The 25,024-nt window shown below is 60.4% G+C and carries 18 protein-coding genes and 3 tRNA genes; all 21 read right to left on the bottom strand.

The window, feature by feature from the left end; all coding sequences use genetic code 11:
• Positions 1-14: 14 nt before the first annotated feature.
• On the bottom strand, positions 15-1,442 hold the full coding sequence (locus tag JFU47_RS27365) for a DHA2 family efflux MFS transporter permease subunit (protein ID WP_201187353.1): 1,428 nt from the start codon (positions 1,440-1,442) through the stop codon (positions 15-17).
• On the bottom strand, positions 1,439-2,650 hold the full coding sequence (locus tag JFU47_RS27360; RefSeq protein WP_201187005.1) for a type III PLP-dependent enzyme: 1,212 nt from the start codon (positions 2,648-2,650) through the stop codon (positions 1,439-1,441). The genes JFU47_RS27365 and JFU47_RS27360 overlap by 4 nt, the downstream gene beginning before the upstream one ends.
• Complete coding sequence (locus tag JFU47_RS27355; RefSeq protein ID WP_201187003.1) at positions 2,643-4,427, bottom strand: IucA/IucC family protein; 1,785 nt, start codon at positions 4,425-4,427, stop codon at positions 2,643-2,645. Before JFU47_RS27355 ends, JFU47_RS27360 begins: the two co-directional genes overlap by 8 nt.
• A 212-nt stretch (positions 4,428-4,639) precedes the next feature.
• On the bottom strand, positions 4,640-6,016 hold the full coding sequence (locus JFU47_RS27350) for a diaminobutyrate--2-oxoglutarate transaminase (RefSeq protein WP_201187351.1): 1,377 nt from the start codon (positions 6,014-6,016) through the stop codon (positions 4,640-4,642).
• A gap of 356 nt (positions 6,017-6,372) precedes the next feature.
• The gene (locus tag JFU47_RS27345) at positions 6,373-8,796 is read right to left on the bottom strand and encodes a TonB-dependent receptor (RefSeq protein WP_201187001.1); all 2,424 of its coding nucleotides are present in this window, start codon (positions 8,794-8,796) and stop codon (positions 6,373-6,375) included.
• A 67-nt stretch (positions 8,797-8,863) separates the two neighbouring features.
• Positions 8,864-9,814 carry a FecR domain-containing protein gene (locus JFU47_RS27340; protein WP_201186998.1) on the bottom strand — a complete coding sequence of 317 codons (951 nt, stop codon included), beginning with the start codon at positions 9,812-9,814 and terminating at the stop codon, positions 8,864-8,866.
• Positions 9,811-10,320, bottom strand: a complete 510-nt coding sequence (locus tag JFU47_RS27335; protein WP_008145604.1) for a sigma-70 family RNA polymerase sigma factor — start codon at positions 10,318-10,320, stop codon at positions 9,811-9,813. Before JFU47_RS27335 ends, JFU47_RS27340 begins: the two co-directional genes overlap by 4 nt.
• Before the next feature lie 391 nt (positions 10,321-10,711).
• Positions 10,712-10,788, bottom strand: a tRNA-Asp gene (locus JFU47_RS27330).
• 93 nt (positions 10,789-10,881) lie between these two features.
• A tRNA-Asp gene (locus JFU47_RS27325) sits at positions 10,882-10,958 on the bottom strand.
• Between the two features lie 55 nt (positions 10,959-11,013).
• Positions 11,014-11,089 (bottom strand) — tRNA-Val (locus JFU47_RS27320).
• A gap of 255 nt (positions 11,090-11,344) precedes the next feature.
• Positions 11,345-12,121 carry an SDR family oxidoreductase gene (locus JFU47_RS27315; RefSeq protein WP_201186997.1) on the bottom strand — a complete coding sequence of 259 codons (777 nt, stop codon included), beginning with the start codon at positions 12,119-12,121 and terminating at the stop codon, positions 11,345-11,347.
• Positions 12,118-13,329, bottom strand: a complete 1,212-nt coding sequence (locus JFU47_RS27310; RefSeq protein ID WP_140679634.1) for an O-succinylhomoserine sulfhydrylase — start codon at positions 13,327-13,329, stop codon at positions 12,118-12,120. Before JFU47_RS27310 ends, JFU47_RS27315 begins: the two co-directional genes overlap by 4 nt.
• A gap of 65 nt (positions 13,330-13,394) precedes the next feature.
• Positions 13,395-14,900: an amidophosphoribosyltransferase gene (gene purF / locus JFU47_RS27305; RefSeq protein ID WP_010456022.1), complete on the bottom strand. Its 1,506-nt coding sequence runs from the start codon at positions 14,898-14,900 to the stop codon at positions 13,395-13,397.
• Positions 14,901-14,941: 41 nt separating this feature from the next.
• Entirely contained in the window at positions 14,942-15,502 is a 561-nt protein-coding gene (locus JFU47_RS27300; RefSeq protein WP_123365499.1) for a CvpA family protein, read from the bottom strand.
• Positions 15,503-15,792: 290 nt separating this feature from the next.
• Positions 15,793-16,443, bottom strand: a complete 651-nt coding sequence (locus tag JFU47_RS27295) for an SPOR domain-containing protein (protein WP_201186992.1) — start codon at positions 16,441-16,443, stop codon at positions 15,793-15,795.
• Positions 16,427-17,734: a bifunctional tetrahydrofolate synthase/dihydrofolate synthase gene (gene folC / locus JFU47_RS27290; RefSeq protein WP_201186991.1), complete on the bottom strand. Its 1,308-nt coding sequence runs from the start codon at positions 17,732-17,734 to the stop codon at positions 16,427-16,429. Before folC ends, JFU47_RS27295 begins: the two co-directional genes overlap by 17 nt.
• Positions 17,731-18,651, bottom strand: a complete 921-nt coding sequence (gene accD / locus JFU47_RS27285; protein ID WP_033061847.1) for an acetyl-CoA carboxylase, carboxyltransferase subunit beta — start codon at positions 18,649-18,651, stop codon at positions 17,731-17,733. Before accD ends, folC begins: the two co-directional genes overlap by 4 nt.
• A 248-nt stretch (positions 18,652-18,899) precedes the next feature.
• Positions 18,900-19,526, bottom strand: a complete 627-nt coding sequence (locus JFU47_RS27280; RefSeq protein ID WP_140679638.1) for a phosphoribosylanthranilate isomerase — start codon at positions 19,524-19,526, stop codon at positions 18,900-18,902.
• A 63-nt stretch (positions 19,527-19,589) separates the two neighbouring features.
• Positions 19,590-20,414 (bottom strand): tRNA pseudouridine(38-40) synthase TruA, encoded by an 825-nt coding sequence (gene truA / locus JFU47_RS27275; RefSeq protein ID WP_140679896.1) that lies wholly within the window; start codon positions 20,412-20,414, stop codon positions 19,590-19,592.
• 313 nt (positions 20,415-20,727) lie between these two features.
• Positions 20,728-23,568 carry a FimV family protein gene (locus tag JFU47_RS27270; protein WP_201186990.1) on the bottom strand — a complete coding sequence of 947 codons (2,841 nt, stop codon included), beginning with the start codon at positions 23,566-23,568 and terminating at the stop codon, positions 20,728-20,730.
• Between the two features lie 207 nt (positions 23,569-23,775).
• Positions 23,776-24,786: an aspartate-semialdehyde dehydrogenase gene (locus JFU47_RS27265; RefSeq protein ID WP_201186989.1), complete on the bottom strand. Its 1,011-nt coding sequence runs from the start codon at positions 24,784-24,786 to the stop codon at positions 23,776-23,778.
• Positions 24,787-25,024: the final 238 nt, after the last annotated feature.

Below are 25,024 nucleotides of genomic sequence, written 5' to 3'. Positions count from 1 at the left end.
TGTCCATGAAAGAATTAACGGTGTTCGAGGGCTGAGGGCAATGCCTCGGCCGGCTCGTCGGATGCGTGAACGGGAAAACGCCAGGCACAGGGCAATGCCAGCAGGATGAGGATGCCGGTGGCCATGAAGACCTCGCTGATCGCCCCCGGGGTTGCCACCGAAACAACGCCGTTCGCTGTCTCGGCGGCCAGGCGAAACTCCAGCCAGAGCGAGGCAATCACGATGGCCAGTGACGAGACGAGACGACGGGAAATGTTGTTCATCGCCGCGCCCTGAGTGACCATCGGTTCAGGCAGCGCATCGAGCCCTGCGGTGGTGATGGGGATGTAGGACAGGCCCAGCCCGGCGCCGCGGACCATCATCAGAAAAAACACCACACCGATTGAAGCGCCAGCGCCCAACATGCCCAATCCCAGGGTGGCGCCCCCGGTCAGCAGCAGCCCCCAGAGCACCACGCCGCGCGGGCCGTGTCGGTCCAGCCACTTGCCGCCGAGATGCCCGAACAGGCTGGCGAATATCGCCGTGCACAGCAGCGACAGGCCGGTCCAGATAGCGCTGAAGCCCATCACTACTTGCACCAACAGCGGCAGCAGGACCAGGCATTCGAACATGCCGACCGACTGCACCACGGCGATGATCACGCTCAAGCGATAACCGCGCAGGGCAAAGATGCGCAGGTTGAGCAGCGGCGAAGTCCGGTTCAGTTCCAGTCGTACAAACGCGACCAGACACAGGACAGCCGCCAGCAGCATGCCGAGGTTGAGCGGATCAGTGAGGGCTTCGGCATGGCGCAAGCGGCCAACGGCAATCATCAGCAGACCGATGCCCGTCGCGATCAACAGGTAACCCGCCAGGTCGAAAGGTTTGCGTTCCGATGCTTCAGAAGCCGGCAGCACGCCGATGCCAAGGATCAGCGCCAGCAGGCCAATCGGTACATTCATCAGGAACAGCGAGCGCCAACTGAACCACTCCAGCATCAGGCTGCCGCACAAGGGCCCCAATGCCGGCGCCAGCATGACCGCCGCGCCCCACAGGCCGGTGACCCTGCCCCGCTCGCCCTTGGCGTACACCGAAAAAATGATCGCCAGGGACAGCGGAATCATCAGCCCGCTGGCAATGCCTTGCACCACGCGCGCGGCAATCACCAGCGCGATGGAGTTGGCCAACGCCCCCAGCAGCGAACCGCAGACAAACAACGCCACGCCCCACAAATACAGGGATTTGCGCCCCATTCGCTGGCTGAGAAAACTGGTGAGGGGCATGGTCATGCCCATGCTCACCATGAACGCAGCCACAATCCAGGTGGCCAACAGCGGGCCTATTTCAAAGGCTTCCATAAACGCCGGCAACGCCGGGTTCAGGGAGCTGTTGTTCAGGCTGACCGTCAGCGTGCCCAACAACACATTGACCACCACCAACCAGCGCGGCACGGCAAACGTCAATCCCACGGGGCGACTCCGGCTTCTTGCACAAACACCTGCGGCGGTCGCGGATGACAGAGGAAATCGACGTGGGAGATGTTGTAGCCATAGGCACCCGCCAGCGGCAGCACCAGCATGTCGCCGACATCCACCCCGGTGAGCGGGCAATCGCGGCTCAGCACATCCTTGGGCGTACAGAGCTGCCCCACGACGGTCCAGTCCTGTTGCGTCGCCGTTGGCGTTACGCGATGCCGGGGCAGATGAATGACCGGGTGATCATGTCCCTGGGCAACCGGCAATCGGAACTGATGAGTGCCACCCCGACAGACCAGGAAGTGCTTGCCGTGACTGGTTTTCTTGTCCAGCACTTCAATGGCGTAATAGCCGCAGAAGGCGCTGATGAAACGACCGGGCTCAAAGCGCACGATAGGCGCATCGGCACACGCTGCAAGGCTCTGCCCCAAATGCGCGCACAAGCGCTGCCAGTCGAATTGCTGCGGCCCGAGGTAATTGACGCCGATGCCGCCGCCCACATTGAGGTGGGTGATCGCCGCAGGATCGGCCGACAACGCTTTCCATTGCGGCCAGCGCTGCAGGTACAGATCAAGCAACTGTTCATGGCGTTCCACCAGCGACTGATGGGACATCGCATGCACATGGAAACCCTTGAGCCGCAGGTGGCTGGCGTTATCGACCCAGCTGACCGCCTGAGCCAGTTCCGACTCATCGATCCCGAATGGCGTGGCCGTGCCGGCCATCGCCAGTTTGCTGGAGAGCGGCGACGGCAGTTCGGGGTTGATCCGCAGCAAGACGTCTTGCACGCGCCCCGCTTCCAGTGCAAGCCGTTGCAGACGGACGATTTCATTCAGACTTTCGATGTGAATCGCCGCGACCTGGTGTTGCAGCGCCGAACGCAGATCGGAGTCCAGTTTGCCGGGGCCGGAGAAGATGAATGGCTTGCGCGTCGGGCAGGCCTGGAGACGATCGATCTCGCCGCCGGAGGAAATCTCGAACCCATGCACCAACGGCGCCACGGCGGCCAGGATTTGCGGTTCGCTGTTGGCCTTGATCGCGTAGTAAAGCTCTACGCCTTCGGGCAGCACTGCCATCACTTGCGTCACGTGCTGTTTCAGCGCGTCCAGGTCATAGATGAACAGCGCCAGCGGATCTTCTTGTTGTGTACGGACTTCGTCGATCGCGGCCACAACCGCTGCGGGCAGCTTATCCATGCGTGGCCTCCTTGCCCCATGGGGACACCAGCGTGACGTAGCCGGCCTGGCGATCAGCCTTGGCTGCCAGGCGGACTTTCAGGTTGGTTTTACAGGCAATCGGCTGGCCGGCGATCAGTGCGTCCAACTCCGGCGCAGCGCGGGTCAATTCGGCGCGGATGCTGATCAATTGCTGCTCCACCCGTTGCCACATCAGCGGCGCCAGGTGCGGACGCTCCCAGCTCAGGGCCAGTACCGCCTCGGACAAGTTGTTGACGAACAGGCAATAGACGATGCGATTCCAGCCCTGCTGGCGGGAATAGAGCAGCGACTCACGAACCCGAGGATGGGCGTCTGCGTCGATCCGGGAAGCACCCAGTTCATCGGTCAGTTTGACCCCTTCGAAATCCCGCAGCAGCAAGCGTTGTGGACGACCGTTGTCATGCACCAGCACGCTGTTCTGCAAGTGCGGTTCCATCACGATGCCGTGATTGAAGAACAACGCCAGCACCGGCCGTAGCAGCAGCGCCTGATAATCGTCGAACCAGCTCAACAGCTGTTGGTCGTCGATGTCATTGCCGTTGAACCGGCTCAGGAACTCATGCACCAATGGCGGTAAATGCAGGCCACGGGCGAACAACGTACCGGCCATGATGCTGCAGTCGGTGCCGGTGTCGAGGCAGAAGTTCTCCCGCAGGATCGCCCCGGTCTGCTCGCGGAACCAGTGGTTATCGGCTTCGCTGGCCTGTTGCGGCGCCCAGCTCAGATTGCCCGGTTCGGCCACCACCGAGAGCCCGCCAAGGGTTTCGGGTTGGGTCAATTGGAGGTTACGAAAGACTCGGTCGATCATCAGTGCGCTTTCCAGTTCGTACCAGGCGTTTTTCCTGACGCAGTTGGTGATGCGCACGTTCAGCGAGCCTTTGATGAAGAACTCATGGCCCTCGATGTACCAGGTACGGATGGACGCCGTGGGGTTGGCCATCAGCCCTGTGGCGCCAAGATCGACGATGGCCGCGGATTTCAACAAACGCTGAACCCGACCATCCTGCATGAACAGCTGGGCCTGTACCGGATGCATGCAAATAACCGCATGCCCTGGCCGCGCCTGCGCTTGATCGGCAAAACCGGCCAGCACTTGGGCTTTGCTCAGGCCGTTAGCCCCGACGCTCAATCCTTCCAACGGCACCTCGAACAGGTGCAACGGCGTACGGGCCTGGAATTCCGGGGCGTAGGTTTCCTGGGCCAGATGAGCTGGCCACAGGCGCGCCTTGGGTGCCGGGTGGTTCGGATGACCGAACCACAAGCCCTGCTCACTGGCGAGATAACCGCTGAGCGGTGCCGGGTGCTGTCCGTCCATGTTATGGCCGACGATGGCGGCGGTCAGCAACTGGCTTTGCAATACCTGATCCAGCAACTCGTCGTTGCTGGCGCGGGTCATGTGTTCGCACGCCGCGAGCAACTGCTCGACGAACTCGGTAAACCTCAGGCACGACCAGTCGCCCTCGCCACGCCGCGCATAGACGTCCGACAGGTAACGGTGACTGCCCAGACCATCACGGCGGTCCACCATCACAAAGAACTGCTGCTGGTTGGGCAGGCTGATGGTCAGGGGAATGCCCTTCCATTCCAGACCCTCGAGGTAACTGCCCGGGGCGATACCTTGCATCTGCGTCGGCCAACTGTAACTGAGGCAGTTTTCCGGCAAGGCGAACTCTTTGATCAAACAATTAAGCAACGCGCGCGTCGTCGCCAACTCACTGACCATATTCGATAAAACACTGCGATCTGGATGATTCATGGGTGCTCCACAGTAGCCCGCGAGGCCACTGGACACGTTATATGGCGAAAAAATTAGTTGCTGATCGACCTGTTTAACAGCCGACGAAACCCCACGTAACGACATCACTTCACTGAACCTTTTTAAACAATCAGACGACCACCAAAGTTACTTGCAGCAACCGTATCAAACTGCAACTCGGCGAACTGCTAACGCAACTTCGATTGATTCATTCAAGGGCGCAACTGCAATAAAGCGGCAGCCATTGCGTTATCAAAACGCTGGATCACTTGCTGGCATTGTTCATCGTCGATAATCAATGGCGGCAACAAGCGGATGACATTGCCCTTACGCCCGCCGCGCTCCAGCAACAGGCCTTGTTTGAAGCACTGTTGCTGGATGGCCGCAGCCAGCGCCGGGTCCATCGGGAAATGCCCGTGGCGATCCGCCGGCTGGCGCTCGTCGACGATCTCGATGCCCAGCATCAGGCCGCGACCGCGCACCTGGCCGATGGCCGGATAATGCGCCTGCAACTCGACCAGTCGGTCCTTGAGCCACTGGCCACGGCGCTCGGCCTGGGCGGCGAGGTTTTGCTGTTGCAGCACCTGCAACGTGGCCAGCCCGGCGGCCATGGCCATCTGGTTGCCGCGGAAGGTGCCGGCGTGATTGCCTGGCTCCCAGGCGTCGAATTCACGACGGATGCCCAGCACCGCCATGGGCAAACCGCCACCGACCGCTTTGGACATGACGATCAGGTCCGGCTCGATGTCGGCGTATTCGAAGGCGAACATCTTGCCGGTGCGGGCGAATCCGGTCTGCACTTCGTCGAGGATCAGCAGGATGCCGTGCTTGCGCGTCACTTCGCGGATCGCCCGCAGCCAGCTCGCCGGGGCACAGTTGACCCCGCCCTCACCCTGCACCGCTTCAAGGATCACCGCCGCCGGCAGTGACACGCCGCTTTCGACGTCTTCGATGAACTGGGCGAAATAGTGGGTCAAGGCCTCGACCCCGGCCTCACCGCCAATGCCCAGCGGGCAACGGTATTCGTGGGGGTACGGCATGAACTGCACCCCGGGCATCAGGCTGGCGATGGCATTTTTCGGCGCAGTGTTGCCGGTCAGGGCCAGTGCGCCGTGGGTCATGCCATGGTAGGCCCCGGAGAAACTGATGATGTTGTTGCGCCCGGTGTAGGTCTTGGCCAGCTTCAGCGCGGCCTCCACTGCATCCGCCCCGGATGGCCCGCAAAATTGCAGACAGTAATCACGGCCCTGGTTCGGCAACAGGCTGAGCAAGGTTTCGCAGAAAGCGTCCTTGACCGCGGTGGTCAGGTCCAGGGTATGCATCGGCAGGCCTGAGGCGAGGAAGCTGTCGAGGCTGGCCATGACGGCCGGATGATTGTGCCCCAGGGCCAAAGTGCCGGCGCCGGCCAGGCAGTCGAGGTAACTATTGCCCTCGACATCGGTCACCCAGAGCCCGTGCGCCTTGGCGATGGCCAGCGGTAACTTGCGTGGATAACTGCGCACATTGGATTCGAACTTACTTTGTCGAGCCAGATAGTCGGCATTGGTTTTTTGCAAAGGATTAGAGTGCAATACGCCATCATTCAACATCGCTTCACCCTCGTTAAATTCGATATGCAACTTATTCTCATTAGCAAGTTGTTGCAACTAATTCTTAGTACTATTTGGAATATTTACATATAGTAATTTGAACTACTTTAAAAACTATCAGACACGCAAAAGACCAAGTTAATAAACCTGGTATAAAACTCCGCAAGTGCCATGATCCAGCCATGATCTTGTAATGCAACTGACAACTTCTGTATAGGCTACCGACAGATATCGACTTATACGCAAGTGTCTTGATTGTTCATTAACTGAGGGTGTGCATATGTCCTTCCTCTATACGAATCAGGTAATAGTCCAACGATGGCGCCCCGCTCCCTGGGGCGCATGACAGGGGTGAATCAGAAGTCGACGGTCGCCGAAAGTAGGTAGGTGCGCGGGGTCGACAGCGTCAAACCAGGCTCACTGTCATCCGAGGCTCCGGCCGAACTCCAGTAGCGTTTGTCCGCCACGTTCTCGACGTTGGCACGCAGGGTGATGTTCTTCTCCTCGACCTTGAACGCGTAGCGTGCGCCCACGTCGAAACGCTCCCAGGAGTCGATTTCCTTGTTGTTGGACTGGTCCAGGTACTGCGAGCTGGAATAGATACCGCGGCTGGTCAGGGTCAGGCCCTGTACGGTCGGTACGTCCCACTCGGCGCCCAGGTTGACGTTGTATTTCGGCGTGGCCGGCGCCCGGTTGCCGTCGAAGGTGCCATTGGTGGTGTTGCTCAACTCGCTGTCGATGTACATGACACCGCCGAGCAGACGGAAACCATCGAGCGGTTCACCGAACACACTCAGTTCCACACCGGTGTTCTCACGTTTGCCGTTCGGGCCGAAGACGCGCGTCGTGGCGTTGGTCTCGTAGGCCGGCTGCTTGATCCGGAACACGGCGGCGGTGACGGCGAACGCACCGGCGTCATACTTGGCGCCGACCTCGACCTGGCGGCTGATGAACGGCGGGAAGATCTCGTCCTCGTTCACCGAGGTCGACGGTGCGATCTTGCCCTGGCTCAGGCCTTCCATGTAGTTGGCATACAGCGACAGCTTGTCGGTCGCCTTGAACAGGATGCCGCCCGACGGCGAAACCTTTTCATCGTCGTAGGCGGTGTCGCCTCTGACGTTATCGGTCCAGTCGTCAACCTTCACGCGCTGCCAGCGGGCGCCGAGGGTCAGCAGCAGCCGGTCATCGAAGAAACCCAGGGTGTCGGACAACGCCACGCCGGTGGAACGGTTCTCGGTGTAGACCTTCGAATCCTGTCGCGTGGGTCTGACAGGCGTTGGTGTTTCCACGGGGTCATAGAGGTTGCTGCGGGCTGCGGCATAACGGGCACCGCCATTTTCGAAGTCCATGTAGTAATAGCTGGCAGCCAGGTTGACTTCATGGCTCACCGGGCCGGTATGAAACCAGTTGCGCACCCCCGCGGTGGCTGTCCGGACATTTTCGTCACGGGTGAAGTCACGTGGTTGAACGCTGAAATCGCCAGCGTCGTTGGTAACCGAAACGGCATGACGAAGGAAGTCATGATTACTTTTACGTGCCCCCACGCCGCCATACAGCATGACGGAATCGTTGACATCGAATTCGCCATTCACCGTCCCGAAAGTGTCATTGGTACTCCCCTTGCTCCAGGGCTGCGCATAATTGCGGCGCACATCGCTGGCATGCGGAACCTGCGCGTTAGGGCCAACCTGTACGCGCTCCTGCGGTGCGTCGGTATCACGTTCGGTGCGCCCGATATCCGTCGAGAGTCGCAGGCGTTCACCGCGAAAATCCAGGCCCAGCACGGCCATCTCGCGGTCGACATTCTGGTGATCCCATTCGGTGTCGCCGGACTGCTTCACGCCGTTGAAACGAAGGCCGAACTTGTTGTCTTCACCAAAGCGTCGGCCGACATCCACGGCACCGCCGACCTGGTTGTCGGAAGCGTAGCTACCGGTGAACGAAGTGATGGGCTTGTCGGTCGCGCGCTTGGGCACCACGTTGATCCCGCCACCCACGCTGCCCCGCGGCGAGATGCCGTTGATGAGCTGGCTTGGACCTTTGAGGACATCGACGCGGTCGGCCATCTCCATGTCGATCGTGTAGGTCGGCAGGACGCCGTAGAGACCGTTGTAGGAAACATCACTATTGAACAGGCTCAGCCCGCGAATGGTGAACTGCTCATAGCGCCCACCCGCCGGGTTGGTGGCGCGAACCGAGGGGTCATTGGCGATCAGGTCGCCCAAAGTACGCGCCTGTTGGTTTTTGACCACCTCACTGGTGTAGGTGGTCATGCTGAACGGCGTTTCCATAAAGTCTTTCGAGCCCAGCAGGCCTTGCGAACCACGGCGCGCGACCTGGCCGCCGGCATACGGATCGCCGTCCACCGGGTCAATGGCACCGAGAATCGAGGTGGCGCCCAGTTGCAGGCTGCTGCCTTCCGGCGCCGGGGTCAGGATGTACGCCTCTTCGCCTACCGGCTGCAGTTGCAGACCGGAGCCCTGCAACAGTCGGGCAAAGCCCTCCTCGACCGCGTACTCGCCGGAGAGTCCAGGGCTGGTGCGACTGCCCACCAGTGCCGGGTCCACTGACAGATTGACCCCGGCCAGCCCGGCGAAACGGGTCAGCGCTGCACTGAGGCTTCCTGCCGGCACCTGATAACTGCGTCGAGGCGCGTCTTCGGCCCAACCGGCAGTGATGAACAACGGACAGGCACTCAGACTCAGCAACAGACTCAAGTGCAACAACGGGCGCAGCCTGGAAGAACCCAGACGCGTACTGCAGGGCATCACTACGGGCATTGAGAATCTCTCTGATTTCGTTTCACCTACCTTGGATGACAAGCGACGCGAAAAAAGGGGACACACCTCAAACACTATTTTTGCGCGGCAGCAACGTAACCCAGTAGCGGGTTCGCCTATGCACCTCCAACGGCAAGCTGGCCGCCAGCAACGTCAGGATGCGATCGGTGTCTTCCAGACGAAAACTGCCGGTGACGCGCAGGGATTCGAGTTCCGGTTCCCAGCGCAACAATCCCGGACGATAGGTGCTGAGTTCGCGCAGAAAATCGCCCAGGGGCTGGTTCTGTGCCATCAACACGCCGTCGCGCCAGCCTGGGGCAAGCACATCGAAAGGTTCGGCGCGTCCGGCCCCTATCGCCTGAAGGCTGACTTGCTGGCCTGCGCGCAATGAAAAGACCGGCCCGCGCAAAGGCTGCAACTGCACCGCGCCTTTAAGCACTGACACCTTGCACCCCGTCTGCCCCTGACGAACGCACACTTCGCTCTGACTGACGACCACTTGCCCGAAGTGCGTCTGGATCGTCAGCGGCGAGGCGCCGGGCACATTCAGCGCTACTTCGCCCTCCACGAGTGTCAGTCGCCGATTCTTCAGGTCGATATCGACGGCACTCGCGGTGTTCAATTGCAGCGAGCTGCCATCGGCCAACTGGACTTTTTTGCCCTCCCCGGTCGCGGTTCGCAGGTCAGCGCGCCAGACATCCAGAGGTAGCTGCCGGCTGATCAGCCAAGCAGTTGGCACCAGCGCCACCGCCCCCACGGCGCGCTTGAGCACCGTGCGCCGACTCGTCTGCGGCCGATCCAGACTGGCCATGGCCAGTGCCGACGGCAGGTCGGCAAAGCGTTGGCGTAAGAGTTGGGCTTTCTGCCAGGCCTGTTCATGACTGGGATGGCTGTCACGCCAGTGCTGCAGATTGGCACGATCGCGCTCATTGGCGGCGCCTGACTCCATGAGTGCCAGCCATTGAGCGGCAGCCCGCACGACTTGCCGGGCTTCAGCCGAAGGGGTCGAACCGATCACAATTCCACCAGCAGGCAATGTTCATAGGCTTGCGCCATGTAGCGCTTGATCGTGCGCTCCGAGACTTGCAGGCGTTCAGCAATCTCGTGATAACCCAAGCCCTCCAACTGGCTCCAGAGAAACGCTCGTCGCACCGCGGTCGGCAGTCCATCGAGCAATTCATCCAGGGCTTGCAGGGTTTCCAGCAGCAACCAACGTTGCTCGGGAGACGGCACGCAGTCCTCAGGCAGCAGCGCCAGCGCACTGAGGTAGGCCTGCTCCAGGCTGCGGCGCTTATAGAAATTGGTGAGCAGCCGCTTGCCGACAGTCGCCAGATAGGCGCGGGGTTCTTGCAGGTCAGCGATGTGCTGGGAGCTGGCGAGTAAACGCACGAACGTATCCTGGCTCAAGTCCGCCGCATCATGGCCATTGCTCATGCGTCGTCTCAACCAGCTTTCGAGCCAGCCACGATGGTCGCGGTACAGGTCGTGGAAGGTTTGCGCCGCCGGCATCGCTGCATCACTCATCTAAAGGCACCCTGCGCGAAGAAATATTTTAAATGCGACTCATTCTAATTAGTGTTGATACTTCAAACCAAGCGCTTTATGAGTTTTGCCCCAGGAAAAACTTGAATACGTGAATGAGAGACAGGTGTTTCTGCCACGCAGCCACCGGTTAGTCGGGGCTGAGCGTTATTGAGGGATATCGTCGAGAGGAAAGAGAATTCGACACACGCCGCATTTGGCTGGCAGATGCGAATACCCATGGTTGCGGGGAGTAGGAGAGAAAGCCAAATCGCAGACACAAAAAACCCCGGTCTTTCGACCAGGGTCTTTGCTATCGACTCGAAGTAGACACTGGCTTTACCAGCGGCTTTCTTCGTAGCTCCAAGGCGTTCAGTGGGCCTTGAAGCAGATATGGCGCAGCGGACGGGACTCGAACCCGCGACCCCCGGCGTGACAGGCCGGTATTCTAACCGACTGAACTACCGCTGCGTATCGCTTTGGACTTGCGTCCAAGTAACTCGTCTGACTGAAAGTTTCGAGGCTTTCAATCTCGAACCAGAATAAACTCTGACTCGGAAAATATGGCGCAGCGGACGGGACTCGAACCCGCGACCCCCGGCGTGACAGGCCGGTATTCTAACCGACTGAACTACCGCTGCGCGTCGGTGGAGGCTTTTAAAAGCTTCCATCTTGCTTTCGCAAGACTCTCGGAAGTGGTGGGTGATGACGGGATCGAACCGCCGACATTCTGCTTGTAAGGCAGACGCTCTCCCAGCTGAGCTAATCACCCGTTTGCATCTCCGAGGCCGCGAAATTTACGCAGGTACCGAAGCTAAGTCAATACCCCGCTTGAAGTTTTTCTGAAAAAGACAAAATCGTTGCATTCCACACCAAGGTCGCAAACCGTCAAACCGCTTTCGCGAGCAGGCTCGCTCCCACAGTGGACCGCGTTTCGTCAGGCAACATGCTTTCTAAATGTGGGAGCGAGCCTGCTCGCGAAGGCGGCACATTCAACATGAATGCTAAAGACAGCACCCCTGCCCTATTACTCGCTGTAAATCATCTTCTTGGTCATGCCGCCGTCGACCACGAACTCCTGGCCCGTGACAAAACCGGCGTTCTTCGACAACAGCCAGGCGACCATCGCCGCCACGTCCTCGACCGTCCCTACCCTACCCGCCGGATGCTGGGCATGATCGGCATCGGTCAGAGGTTCGGCACGACGTGCGGAGGGATCCCGTGCATCGATCCAACCCGGACTGACTGCATTGACGCGGATTTCCGGCCCGAGGCTGATCGCCAAGGCATGAGTCAGGGCCAGCAGGCCGCCCTTGCTCGCCGCATAAGCCTCGGTGTCGGGTTCCGACTGCCCGGCGCGGGTCGAGGCCAGGTTGACGATCGCGCCGCTGTGAGCACGCAGGTACGGCGCACAGTGCTTGGCCAACAGCATCGGCCCACTGAGATTCACCGCCAGTACCCGATTCCAGTACGCCAGATCAAGGCTTTCAAGGGTGATGTTGTGCGGATCGGCAACCGCCGCGTTGCACACCAGCGCATCCAGACGCCCGAACTGCCCCAGCACTTCGGCGACGCCCAATGCCACCTGCGCCTCGTTCGAGACGTCCATGGCGATGAACCAGGCGTTGTCGCCGAGCACCTTCGCCACTTTCGAACCGCGTACTCGATCAAGATCAGTCAGCACCACCTGCCAGCCTTCGCTGATCAGCCAGGCCGAGATCCCCAGACCAATGCCCCGCGCGGCACCCGTGACCAGTGCGACGCGGCCGTTGGTGCCAGTGCCTGGCGTGGACAACTCGATCACAAGGCAGCCAACCCGCGCGCCAGATCGGCTTGCAGGTCGGCCACGTCTTCCAGGCCGACCGCGATGCGGATCAGGCTGTCACGAATGCCCGCTGCTTCACGCTCCTGCGGTGCCAAACGGCCGTGAGAGGTGGTGCTTGGGTGCGTAATGGTGGTTTTGCTGTCACCGAGGTTGGCGGTGATGGAGATCAGACGGGTCGCGTCGATAAAGCGCCAGGCGCCCTCTTTGCCGCCCTTGACTTCGAAACTCACGACCGCACCAAAGCCTTTCTGCTGACGCAGGGCCAACTCGTGCTGCGGATGGCTTTTGAGACCCGCGTAATGGACTTTCTCGATGCCGTCCTGCTGCTCCAGCCATTCAGCCAGTTGCTGGGCATTGGCACAGTGAGCCTTCATACGCAGGCTCAGCGTTTCCAGGCCCTTGAGGAAGATCCAGGCGTTGAACGGGCTCAGGGTCGGCCCGGCAGTCCGCAGGAAACCGACGACTTCTTTCATCTGCTCGCTGCGACCGGCCACAACACCGCCCATGCAACGGCCCTGGCCGTCGATGAACTTGGTCGCCGAGTGCACGACGATGTCCGCGCCCATCTTCAGCGGTTGCTGTAACGCCGGAGTGCAGAAACAGTTGTCGACCACCAGCATCGCGCCTTTGGCGTGAGCGACTTTCGACAGCTCGGCGATGTCCACCAGCTCAGCCAGCGGGTTGGATGGCGATTCGACGAACAGCAACTTAGTGTTGGCCTTGATCGCCGCATCCCAGCCGGACAAGTCCGCCAGAGGCACGTAATCGACTTCAATGCCAAAGCGCTTGAAGTACTTCTCGAACAGACTGATGGTCGAACCGAATACGCTGCGCGATACCAGCACGTGATCGCCGGCGCTGCACAGGCTCATCACCACCGCCATGATCGCGGCCATGCCGGTCGCCGTGGCCACCGCTTGTTCGGCGCTTTCCAGCGCGGCAATGCGCTCTTCGAACGCACGTACGGTCGGGTTGGTGTAGCGCGAGTAAACGTTGCCCGGCACTTCACCGGCAAAACGTGCGGCCGCATCGGCAGCGGTGCGGAATACGTAGCTGGAAGTGAAGAACATCGGATCACCGTGTTCGCCTTCCGGCGTGCGGTGCTGACCGGCGCGTACGGCCAGGGTATCGAACGCTACGCCTTCGAGGTCGCTGTCCAGCCGACCGGCATCCCAATCCTGACTCATGCTGTCACTCCTTGCCTTGCTCTTTTTAGTAGATACAAAACCGGCCCCTCAGGGCCGGTAGTTACTCAGTTGTTATACAGATCAATGATCGCACTGACTGCCTGCGTCTTGACCTTGGAGGCATCGTTACGTGCCTGCTCGATCTTGTTCAGGTAAGCCTCGTCGACGTCACCGGTGACGTACTGGCCGTCGAACACCGCGCAATCGAACTTCTCGATCTTGATCTTGCCGCCACCGACCGCTTCGATCAAGTCAGGCAAGTCCTGATAGATCAACCAGTCAGCGCCGATCAGATCAGCCACGTCCTGGGTCGAACGGTTATGGGCGATCAACTCGTGAGCGCTCGGCATGTCAATGCCGTAAACGTTCGGGTAACGAACGGCCGGTGCCGCGGAGCAGAAGTAGACGTTTTTGGCGCCGGCTTCGCGGGCCATCTGGATGATCTGCTTACAGGTGGTGCCGCGAACGATGGAGTCATCCACCAGCATTACGTTCTTGCCGCGGAATTCCAGCTCAATGGCGTTGAGCTTCTGGCGTACGGATTTTTTCCGTGCGGCCTGGCCTGGCATGATGAAGGTCCGGCCGATGTAGCGGTTCTTCACGAAACCTTCGCGGAACTTGACGCCCAAGTGGTTCGCCAATTCCAGGGCCGCGGTGCGGCTGGTGTCCGGAATCGGGATGACCACGTCGATGTCGTGTTCCGGACGCTCGCGCAGGATCTTCTCGGCGAGTTTCTCACCCATGCGCAGGCGTGCTTTATAGACCGAAACGCCGTCGATGATCGAGTCCGGACGCGCCAGGTACACGTGTTCGAAGATGCACGGGGTCAGGGACGGGTTGGTCGCGCACTGACGGGTGTGCAGCTTGCCGTCTTCAGTGATGTAGACCGCTTCGCCCGGTGCCAGGTCGCGAATCAGGGTGAAACCGAGTACGTCCAGGGAAACGCTTTCGGAGGCGATCATGTACTCAACGCCTTCGTCGGTGTGACGCTGACCGAAGACGATCGGACGGATGCCGTGCGGGTCGCGGAAACCGACGATGCCGTAACCGGTCACCATCGCCACAACCGCGTAACCACCGACGCAACGGTTGTGCACGTCAGTGACGGCAGCGAACACGTCTTCTTCGGTTGGCTGCAACTTGCCGCGCTGGGCCAGTTCGTGCGCGAACACGTTGAGCAGCACTTCCGAATCGGAGTTGGTGTTGACGTGGCGCAGGTCAGATTCGTAAATCTCCTTGGCCAGCTGTTCAACGTTGGTCAGGTTACCGTTGTGCGCCAGGGTGATGCCGTAAGGCGAGTTGACGTAAAACGGTTGGGCTTCGGCCGAAGTCGAGCTGCCCGCGGTCGGGTAACGCACATGGCCAATACCCATGTGACCGACCAGGCGCTGCATGTGACGTTGATGGAACACGTCACGCACCAGGCCATTGTCCTTGCGCAGGAATAACCGGCCATCATGGCTGGTCACGATACCGGCAGCGTCCTGGCCGCGGTGCTGGAGGACGGTTAGCGCGTCATACAGCGCCTGATTGACGTTCGACTTACCGACGATACCGACGATGCCACACATGCGACGCAACCCCTACTTAATGGATCTGAACTGAACACAACTCACTGAGGCGTTTTGGCCATCGGCAAGAGGTGCTCCTTGAACGGTATCTCAGCGGGTATGCTGATACCGCTGGCAAGCCACTGACTGCTCCACCCGAGAATCAGGTTTTTGGACCAATCTGCAACCAATAGAAATTTTGGCACGAGCTGTGACTCTTGCCACCACCCGTCCTGCTGTACCGGCCCCAGGCTCAACAGCCCGACCGCCACGACCACCAGCAACACGCCACGCGCGGCGCCGAAGGCCATGCCGAGGAATCGATCGGTCCCGGACAACCCGGTGACGCGTACCAATTCGCCGATAAGATAATTGATCATTGCGCCTACGATTAACGTGGCGACAAACATGATTGCGCAGCCCGTGATCACACGTGCCGATGGCGTTTGGATGTATCCGGTGAGGTACTCGGACAATGAACCACCGAACATCCAGGCGACGACTCCTGCGATGATCCAGGTCACCAGCGATAGTGCTTCTTTGACGAAGCCGCGGCTCAGACTGATCAATGCGGAAATGGCGACGATTGCAACGATCGCCCAGTCAACCCAGGTAAATGGCACAGTGCAGCCTACAGACGGATAAGGCGGCGCATTTTAGCAGAGCCCATGCTTATCGGTAAGCTGCGATTGTCAGTGCATTTCAAATCGAGGCGATAGTTTTAGCCCCTATCGAAACTGTACTCACCCCTGTAGCAGCTGGCGAAGCCTGCGTTCGGCTGCACAGCAGCCGTAAAATCAGGCAATTCGGTCTATTCGGCACACCGTGCAAGCAGGGTTTACGGCCGCTTCGCAGCCGGACGCAGCCTCGCAGGCTCGGCAGCTGCTACATAAAGCCGGGTATTGGCGCTTCGTTAGCCACGCTCAGGCTGGAAACGCACTACAAAACCCTTGAGGTTCTTCTGGCGGCCCAACAAGTCACGCAGACGATCGGCTTCTGCCCGCTCGATCAGCGGCCCGACAAACACCCGATTCTTGCCATCGGCGGTGCGGATATAGGCGTTATAGCCCTCACTGCGCAGGGATTTCTGCAGGCTTTCTGCACTCGCACGGCTCGTCAGGCTAGCCAGTTGCACCGACCAGCTTACCGACAGGCCATTGGCATCGACGCGGCTTTGAGTCGTGTCCGGCTTGCCCGGTGCAGCCGTGATGGGCTGGCTAGGTGCAACCGTTGGCTTGTTGACCGGCGCCGGAGGTGGCGCGACCGGTTTGGCAGGCGCAACCGGGGCACTTGGGGCAATCGGCGTGGACGATGCTTCTTGCTGAGCGATTTCATCATCACTCGGCACAGGTTCCTGAGGCAGCGCTTGCGGCTCAGGCACCACCACCGGCTCGACCTGAACTTGCGGCACCGCAGGCGCTTGCGGCGCTGTCGGGGCTTCAACCGTCACTTGACGCTGTTCATCCTGACGGGAAAACAGCATCGGCAGGAAAATCACCGCCAGCGCCACCAGAACCAGGGCGCCGACCATGCGCTGTTTGTATGCCTTATCCAGCAATGCCATTTGCCGCTTCCTCCGTGGAGCGCCGGGCCAGCCATTCGAGGGCCTCGGCGACACAATAAAATGATCCGAACAACAGAATCTCGTCGTCGCTCGTCGCCAGCGCGCACTGCCCTTCCAGGGCGGCGGCCACGCTGTCATAGGACGTTACCGAGGCGCCAAGGTTCTGCAACGCCGCGTGCAAATCGGCAACCGGGCGTGCTCGCGGTGAATCCAGCGGCGCGACGGCCCAATGCTGGACACTAGCATTCAATTCACCGACAACACCATCCAGATCCTTGTCTGCCAACAGTCCGAACACTGCCAGACGCTTGCCGGCCGGTGGACGGCTGGCCAGACGGCGAGCCAGATACTCTGCCGCATGGGGGTTATGCCCCACGTCCAGCAACAGGTTCAGGCGCTTGCCCTGCCAGTCAAACTGACGGCGATCAAGGCGACCGACCACCCGAGTGGCTTTCAGCGCAGCAATAATTTGTGCATCCACCCAAGGCAACCCGAGCAACAGGTAAGCCTGCAACGCCAGCGCGGCGTTTTCCATCGGTAGATCGAGCAACGGCAGATCATACAACTCGACCACTCGCCCTTGAGCGTCGAGACCGCGCCATTGCCAGTGGTGATCGGTGATGCCGAGGTCAAAATCGCGCCCACGCAGGAAAAACGGGCAATTGAGCTCTCGCGCTTTATCCAGCAGAGGCTGTGGAGGATTCAGGTCGCCACAGAGCGCAGGCGCGCCCTGGCGGAAGATGCCGGCCTTTTCGAACGCTACGGATTCACGGGTATCACCCAGATAGTCCGCGTGATCAACACCAATGCTGGTGACCAGCGCCATATCGGCATCGACCACGTTGACCGTATCCAGACGCCCACCCAGCCCGACTTCCAGCACCACTGCATCGAGACTGGCGTGTTGAAACAGCCAGAACGCCGCCAGGGTGCCCATTTCGAAGTACGTCAAGGATGTATCGCCACGGCCTGCCTCGACCGCTGCAAAGGCATCGCACAGCTCGGCGTCAGTGGCTTCGACGCCATTGACCTGCACCCGCTCGTTGTAACGCAGCAGGTGCGGAGAATTGTAGACACCGACGTTCAGGCCCTGCGCCCGCAGCAACGAAGCCACGAATGCGCAGGTAGAACCTTTGCCGTTGGTGCCGGTGACCGTGATCACCCGAGGCGCCGGCTTGCCCAGTCCCATGCGGGACGCTACCTGTTGCGAGCGCTCCAGGCCCATGTCGATGGCCGAAGGGTGCAACTGCTCAAGGTAGGCGAGCCACTCGCCAAGGGTACGTTGGGTCATATGTTGGCAGGTACCGGTGGAACCACGATTGGCTCGATTGGCGCGGCGACGAATTTCGGCGTCGGCAGGCCCATCATTTGTGCCAGCAGATTGCCCAGGCGCGGACGCAGTTCCTGACGGTGAATGATCATGTCGATCGCACCGTGTTCCAGCAGGAATTCGCTGCGCTGGAAGCCTTCCGGCAGTTTTTCACGCACGGTCTGCTCGATCACGCGCGGACCGGCGAAGCCGATCAGGGCTTTCGGCTCACCGACAATCACGTCGCCGAGCATCGCCAGACTGGCGGAAACACCACCGTAGACCGGGTCGGTCAGCACGGAGATGAACGGAATGCCTTCTTCACGCAGACGCGCCAGCACCGCAGAGGTCTTGGCCATTTGCATCAGGGAGATCAGGGCTTCCTGCATCCGCGCACCACCGGAAGCGGCGAAGCAGATCATCGGGCAACGGTTTTCCAGCGCGTAGTTGGCAGCGCGAACAAAACGCTCACCAACGATGGCGCCCATCGAACCACCCATGAAGGAGAATTCGAAGGCCGAAACCACTACCGGCATGCCCAGCAGGGAGCCGCTCATGGAGATCAGTGCGTCTTTTTCGCCGGTCTGCTTCTGCGCAGCGGTCAGGCGATCCTTGTACTTCTTGCCGTCGCGGAACTTCAGACGGTCAACCGGCTCCAGGTCCGCGCCCAGTTCGGCACGACCTTCAGCGTCGAGAAAGATGTCGATACGGGCGCGAGCGCCGATACGCATGTGGTGGTTGCACTTGGGGCAAACGTCCAGGGTCTTTTCCAGCTCCGGACGATACAGCACAGCCTCGCAAGACGGGCATTTGTGCCACAGACCTTCAGGCACCGAGCTCTTCTTGACCTCGGAACGCATGATCGAAGGGATCAGTTTGTCTACTAACCAGTTGCTCATGCTTTCTTTCTCCAGTACCGGCGGCCCGAACGCTCTGGTTCGCAGCCCCGCGTATGCCCTTGAGCTAAATTCATGTGTGTGGCGATGATCGATGGGTTGCCGGATCAGCTAAACGTGACCTGCGTACACCCCAAAAACCCTCAGCCATGCCTGTGGACGGCGGCAGTGTGCCAGCCGTCACATCAACGTAGGAGCTGACGAGTGAAACGAGGCTGCGATCTTTTGATTTGGCTCTTCGCAGCCTCGTTTCACTCGACAGCTCCTACAACCGCTTTAATGAATGCCTGAATCTTTGCGTGATCCTTGATGCCCTTGCTCGCCTCCACCCCACCGCTGACGTCCACCGCGTAAGGCTGAACCCGGGCAATCGCCTCGGCGACGTTGTCCGGCGTCAAGCCGCCCGCCAGGATGATCGGTTTGCTCAAGCCTTGCGGTATCAGAGACCAGTCAAACGCTTCACCGGTTCCGCCGGGTACGCCTTCAACGTAGGCGTCGAGCAGGATACCGCTGGCGCCTGGAAACGCATCGCATGCGGCCGCGATATCGTCACCAGCCTTGACCCGCAACGCCTTGATGTACGGACGATGCCAGCCTTCGCACTCGGCCGCGGTTTCGTCGCCATGGAACTGCAACAGGTCCAGTGGCACGGCGTCGAGGATTTCCCCCAACTCGCAGCGGCTGGCGTTGACAAACAACCCTACAGTGGTCACGAACGGCGGCAACGCCTCGATGATCGAGCGCGCCTGCTGAAACGTCACGGCCCGGGGGCTTTTGGCGTAGAACACAAATCCGATCGCATCAGCCCCGGCCTCAACCGCCGCCAACGCATCTTCTATGCGGGTAATCCCACAAATCTTGCTGCGAACGGCCGACATGTCGATAGAACCCCAAGGTAAATCCGAGAAAGTCCCGGATGGTAACAAAAGCGTTCGAGGGCGTCAGCCGTCAAGTTCCGAGAAGCCGGTCAGGAAGTGCGGCCCGATGTAACGTTCGGGCAATTCGAACTCGTCGCGGTACTCGACCTGCACCAGGTACAGGCCGTACGGGTGCGCCGTCACCCCACCGGAACGGCGAATGCGGCTCTCCAGCACTTCTTTCATCCACTCCACCGGGCGCTCGCCGGCACCGATGGTCATCAGCACGCCAGCAATATTGCGCACCATGTGGTGCAGGAAGGCGCTGGCGCGGATGTCCAGCACGATCATCTTGCCGTGGCGCGTGACGCGCAGGTGATGCAGCTCCTTGATCGGCGACTTGGCCTGACACTGGCCGGCACGGAAAGCGCTGAAATCGTGGGTGCCGACCAGGTACTGCGCCGCCTCGGCCATGCGCTCGACGTCCAGCGGACGGTGGTTCCAGGTGATTTCTTCGTTCAGGTGCGCCGGGCGGATCTGATCGTTGTAAATCACGTAGCGATAGCGCCGGGCAATGGCCTTGAACCGCGCATGAAAATGCGCCGGCATAACCTTGGCCCAGCTGACACTGACGTCGTGGGGCAAATTGATATTGGCGCCCATGACCCAGGCTTTCATCGAACGCTCGACCTGGGTATCGAAATGCACCACCTGACCGCACGCATGCACGCCGGCATCCGTACGCCCGGCGCAGAGCAGCGACACCGGTGAGTCGGCGACTTTGGACAAGGCCTTTTCGAGCGTTTCCTGCACGGTGAGTACGCCGCAAGCCTGGCGCTGCCAGCCGCGATAGCGCGAGCCTTTGTATTCAACGCCCAACGCGATCCGGAAAAAGCCGTCGGCCACCATTTCGGCGGCCGGATTATCTATATTTGCCAAGGAGTGACAGCCTGCTGATGTACGCAAAGGCGGGCATTATAAGGCCGCCGGACCGGGACGCCAGAGCCGTGTGTTTTTTGGGGGCTGCGGAGTCGAATTATGTTGAGTGTGCCGGCCTCTTCGCGAGCAGGCTCGCTCCCACAGGGGGTTTGTGAACACCAGAGACTCAAAGTGGGAGCGAGCCTGCTCGCGAAGACGGCCCGACAGACACCAACGCACCATCGACAGAAACAAAAACGGCAGCCTCAATGGGCTGCCGTTTTGTTTACGCCTTACCGATCAATCAAGCCAGACGCGAAAGCATTTCCTTGGCTTCGCTCTTCTGCCCGTCGTCACCCTCGGTCACCACCTCGTTAAGGATGTCCCGGGCGCCGTCGGCGTCGCCCATGTCGATGTAGGCCTGGGCCAGATCGAGTTTGGTCGCGACTTCGTCGGTGCCGGAAAGGAAATCGAATTCCGGCTCGTCAGCTGCGGAGGCCATGGCGTCTTCCGCCGTGAAGCTCGGCTCGCCAAGGCTCTGGGACAGACGATCCAGCTCGGCGTTGACGTCTTCCAGTTCGGCTGCAAACGCGTCCGGGGCATCTGGCGCGTCCATTTCGTCAGCCAGCGACAGGTCGAAATCGGCTGGCAGCTCCAGATCGCCCAGCGCAGCCTCGGGAACAGCAGGCGCTTCAGCGGCAGGCAAGTCCAGGTCCTTGACGCCGTCATCCAGGCTCAACAGGAAATCGTCTTCGGCCAGGGTCGCCGGCGAGGCATCCCCACCAAGGTCCATATCCAGGTCGAAGTCCGACAGGTCATCGAGGTTTTCCTTGATGTCGTTCTGCTGCCGCAACACCGACTCGAAGCTCAAGTCGTCGTCCAGCGGGAAGTCGTCCAGCTCAGCCGCAGACACTGGCTCTGCTTCTGGTTTTGGTTCTAGCTCTGGCGTAACCACTGTCGCAGGGGCAGTTTCCAGATCATCCAGGCTCAAATCGAAGGCACTGTCGAGATCATCGGACTCGGCCTTTGGCTCTGGTTCTGGTGCAACCACCGCCGGAGAGGCAGCTTCCAGATCATCCAGGCTCAAATCGAAGGCACTGTCGAAGTCATCGGGCTCTGCCTCCGCTTCTGCCTCTGGTGCAACCACTGCCGGAGCGGTAGCTTCCAGATCATCCAGGCTCAAATCGAAGGCATTGTCGAAGTCATCGGGCACTGCTGGTGCCGGCGTTTCGGGCTCGTCCAGCAGCAAATCCTTGACATATTGCGCATCCAGTTCGGCAGCGATCGCAGCGGCTGCAATACCACCGGCTGCCGCAATGACCATGGCCGGGAAGCGGCTCTTGAGTTTTTCGACCTGAGCAAAGTTGTCACCATTGGCCACCAGTTGGCGTTCCTGGGCAACGAATGCATCGCGGTCGCCTTGCTGACCGTAGACTTCCATCAGCTTGAGGCGCAGGTCACTGCGTTGCGGCTCTTGCTTGATCCCGTCTTCCAGCAAGGCAGCCGCCTGATTCAGACGACCGGCAGTGATGTGCGACTGCGCCTTGGTCAATACGTCGTCATCGCGCTCGCCAGCAGGCGAAACCAATGGCGCAGCGATCGGCGGTGTTACCACAACCGGAGCAATCACCGGAGCCGGCGCGGGTGCAGGGGCTGGTGCAGGCGGTGGCGTTGGGGTAGCGAGCTTCACGCTCGGCGGCGGCACTTCCAGGTCTTCGAAGATGCCTTTTGGCAGGTCGAGTTCAGTGGAGAACGCCTGCTCCTCGGCCAAATCACGGGCCATGCGCAAATGCTTCTCGGCTTCCTGCTGGGCTTTGCGGCGACGCGCCAGCAACAGCAGCAGGAACAGCACCACCACCGCCCCGCCACCTGCCAGACCCAGCAGCCAAGGATTGGTCAGCAGTTCTTTGAATTGCTGATCATCGGATGCTGCCGGCGTCGGCTCGACCGGAGCCGACGTGGCCTCGGGCGCAGCAGCCTCGGGTGCAGTCGGAGCCGCGTCCGCAGGCGTAGTTGCCGCAGGATTGGCCGCCAGTTCGGCTGACATTGCCGGAGCGGTCGCACCGGGTGCCGGCGCACCCGCCGCACCTTCAGCCTGCAACTTGGCCAGTTGATTGTTCTTCAGTTCGATCAGGCGTTGCAGCTTGTCCAGCTGACTTTGCAGATCGGTCATGCGGCTTTTCAGTTCGGCATTGTCACGACGGGTCGTGTCGAGGCTTTCCTGGGTCACGGCCAGCTTGTTGCTCAAATTCTTGGCATCACCCGCGGCGCCTTTGCCACCGGCCTTGCCGGACTCGGCAGAGACCAGGCTCAGCTTGTCTGTCGCCGCTTGCGACGAAGGGCCTTCTCCGCGAGCGCGTTTGGTGGCATCGAGCTGCTGCTGTCCGGTCCCGGGCTTCGCCACGTAGCGACGACCCTGACGCCACGCGGTGTTCTGCGCGGAGACTTCGGCAATGGCTTTCGGCTGCGGCAGGCTGGCGCTCTGCGTCTGATCCGGCAGACGCAGCACCTGACCGGCTTTCAACCGGTTGATGTTGCCATCGATAAAGGCATCCGGATTCAACGCCTGGATGGCCAGCATGGTTTGCTGGACCGAGCCGCCATTGCGCGCCTTCGCAGCGATTTCCCACAGGGTATCGCGCGGCGCGGTGGTGTATTGGGTTGGTTTGGTGCCACCGGTCACCGGTGCGGTGACGGTTTGCGTCGGTGCAGGCTGCGCAGCCGCATCAGCGGTTTGCGGCGAGAATTTGGACGGATCGAGCAGCACGCTGTAATCGCGCAATAGGCGACCGTTGGGCCACATCACCTGAACCAGGAATTTCACCATGGGTTCGGAGAGTGGTTTGCTGGACGTCACACGCAGGATGCTTTTGCCGCTGGCGTTGATCACTGGGGTAAAGGTCAGGTCATTGAGAAACGCCTGGCGGTCGACACCGGCCTTGGCGAAATCTTCGGGCGAAGCCAGGCTCGGCACCATTTCGGCAGCGGTGAGGTCCTTGACGTCGAGCAACTCGATTTCTGCCACCAGGGGCTGGTTCAGCGTCGACTTCAGGGTCAATTCCCCGAGCCCGAGGGCATGCGCCATACCGGAGGACAGCGCCGAGGCGGCCGCTATTGCTAACACCAGTTTGCGAACTTGAACCATAGCCTCATCCTTTGTTTGAACATTCCTCGGCCAGCGAGAAGGTGTTGATAGTCGCTGCCGTAAGGCATTGCGCGCGGCGGCGAAAAGTCATCGCGCGCGATCATTTCATTCATGCCACGCAAAGCCCCGGAGGGAGCCCGCCTTCAGCAGTCCAGCCAAGCATAGCGCCCGGCCGGATTCATTCGACAAATTGTTGCCAAGTATCTTTTACAGCAGGTCTTTTATCAACAATTCAGCCACCTGCACAGCATTGAGCGCTGCACCTTTGCGTACGTTATCTGACGTCAGCCACAAATTAAGTTCCGACAGGTCGTCGATCCCGTTGCGAACCCGACCAACGTAGACCACGTCCTGCCCTACCGCATCGCCTACCGGCGTCGGGTAATCGCCGGCTTCCACCAACTCGATACCGGGCGCGTCTTCCAGGGCGGCGTTGACTTTAGCCAGGTCGATGTCGCTCGATGACTGCAAGGTCACGTTAAAGCTATCGCCAAAAAACACCGGGGCTTGAATGCAAGTGACGGAAATCTTTAATAAAGGCAGCGCCATGACCTGACGCAGCTCGCGTACCAGGCGCTTTTCCAGCAGCGTGTGACCCTGATCATCTGGCTTGCCCACTTGCGCCAGCAGGTTGAAAGCCATCTGCCGATCGAAGAAGGTCGGCTCCAGCGGACGCACATTGAGCAGTTCGGCCGTTTGCCGTGCCAGTTCGGTGACGGCTTCGCGGCCCTGGGCGGAGACGGCCAGACTAGCGGTCAAATTGATGCGTTGCAGATCGAGCAAACCGAGCAACGGCGCCAGCACTACCGCCAATGTGGTGGCCGAAGGGCTTGGACTGCTGACCTGGAACGGCTTTTTCAAACCGGCCAGCACCTGAGCGTTGGCTTCAGGCACGACCTGTGGCGCCTGATCAGCCGGCAAGGCACCGGACAAGTCGATCAGCGAGCAACCGGCGGCCGTGGCACGCGAAGCGAAACTCAGGGTTACCGCCGGGCCGGCAGCGAAGAACACCAGCTGGACTTTACTGAAGTCGAACTCATCGACTTCCCGCACCCGCACGTTCTTGCCGCGAAACGGCACCGAATGCCCGGCCGATTCGCTGCTGGCGAGCAGGTGCAGATTGCCGACAGGGAAGTCGCGCTCTTCGAGAATCTGCACGAGCGTTTCGCCGACAGTACCGGTGGCACCGATCACGGCAATATCAAAGGACTGGCTCATGGTTCTACCTCTGGCGAAACGGGGGGAGCGGCACTTTACCGGGTGGTTGGCATGCAGGCAATTTCTGCCGGAATTTGGGGCGCCTGTTCCGGCCCCTTCGCGAGCAGGCTCGCTCCCACAGGGTTCGGTGATTTCCTTGTGGGAGCGAGCCTGCTCGCGAAGGCGGCCTCACAGGCACCGCAAAAGCAAAAAAACCCGCACCTCTTTCAAGGCGCGGGTTCGTTCATTACTTCAATCG

It is taken from the genome of Pseudomonas sp. TH39(2020), assembly GCF_016650715.1.
Taxonomy (GTDB): domain Bacteria; phylum Pseudomonadota; class Gammaproteobacteria; order Pseudomonadales; family Pseudomonadaceae; genus Aquipseudomonas; species Aquipseudomonas mandelii_C.
This window is presented reverse-complemented; position numbering and strand designations above follow the sequence as displayed.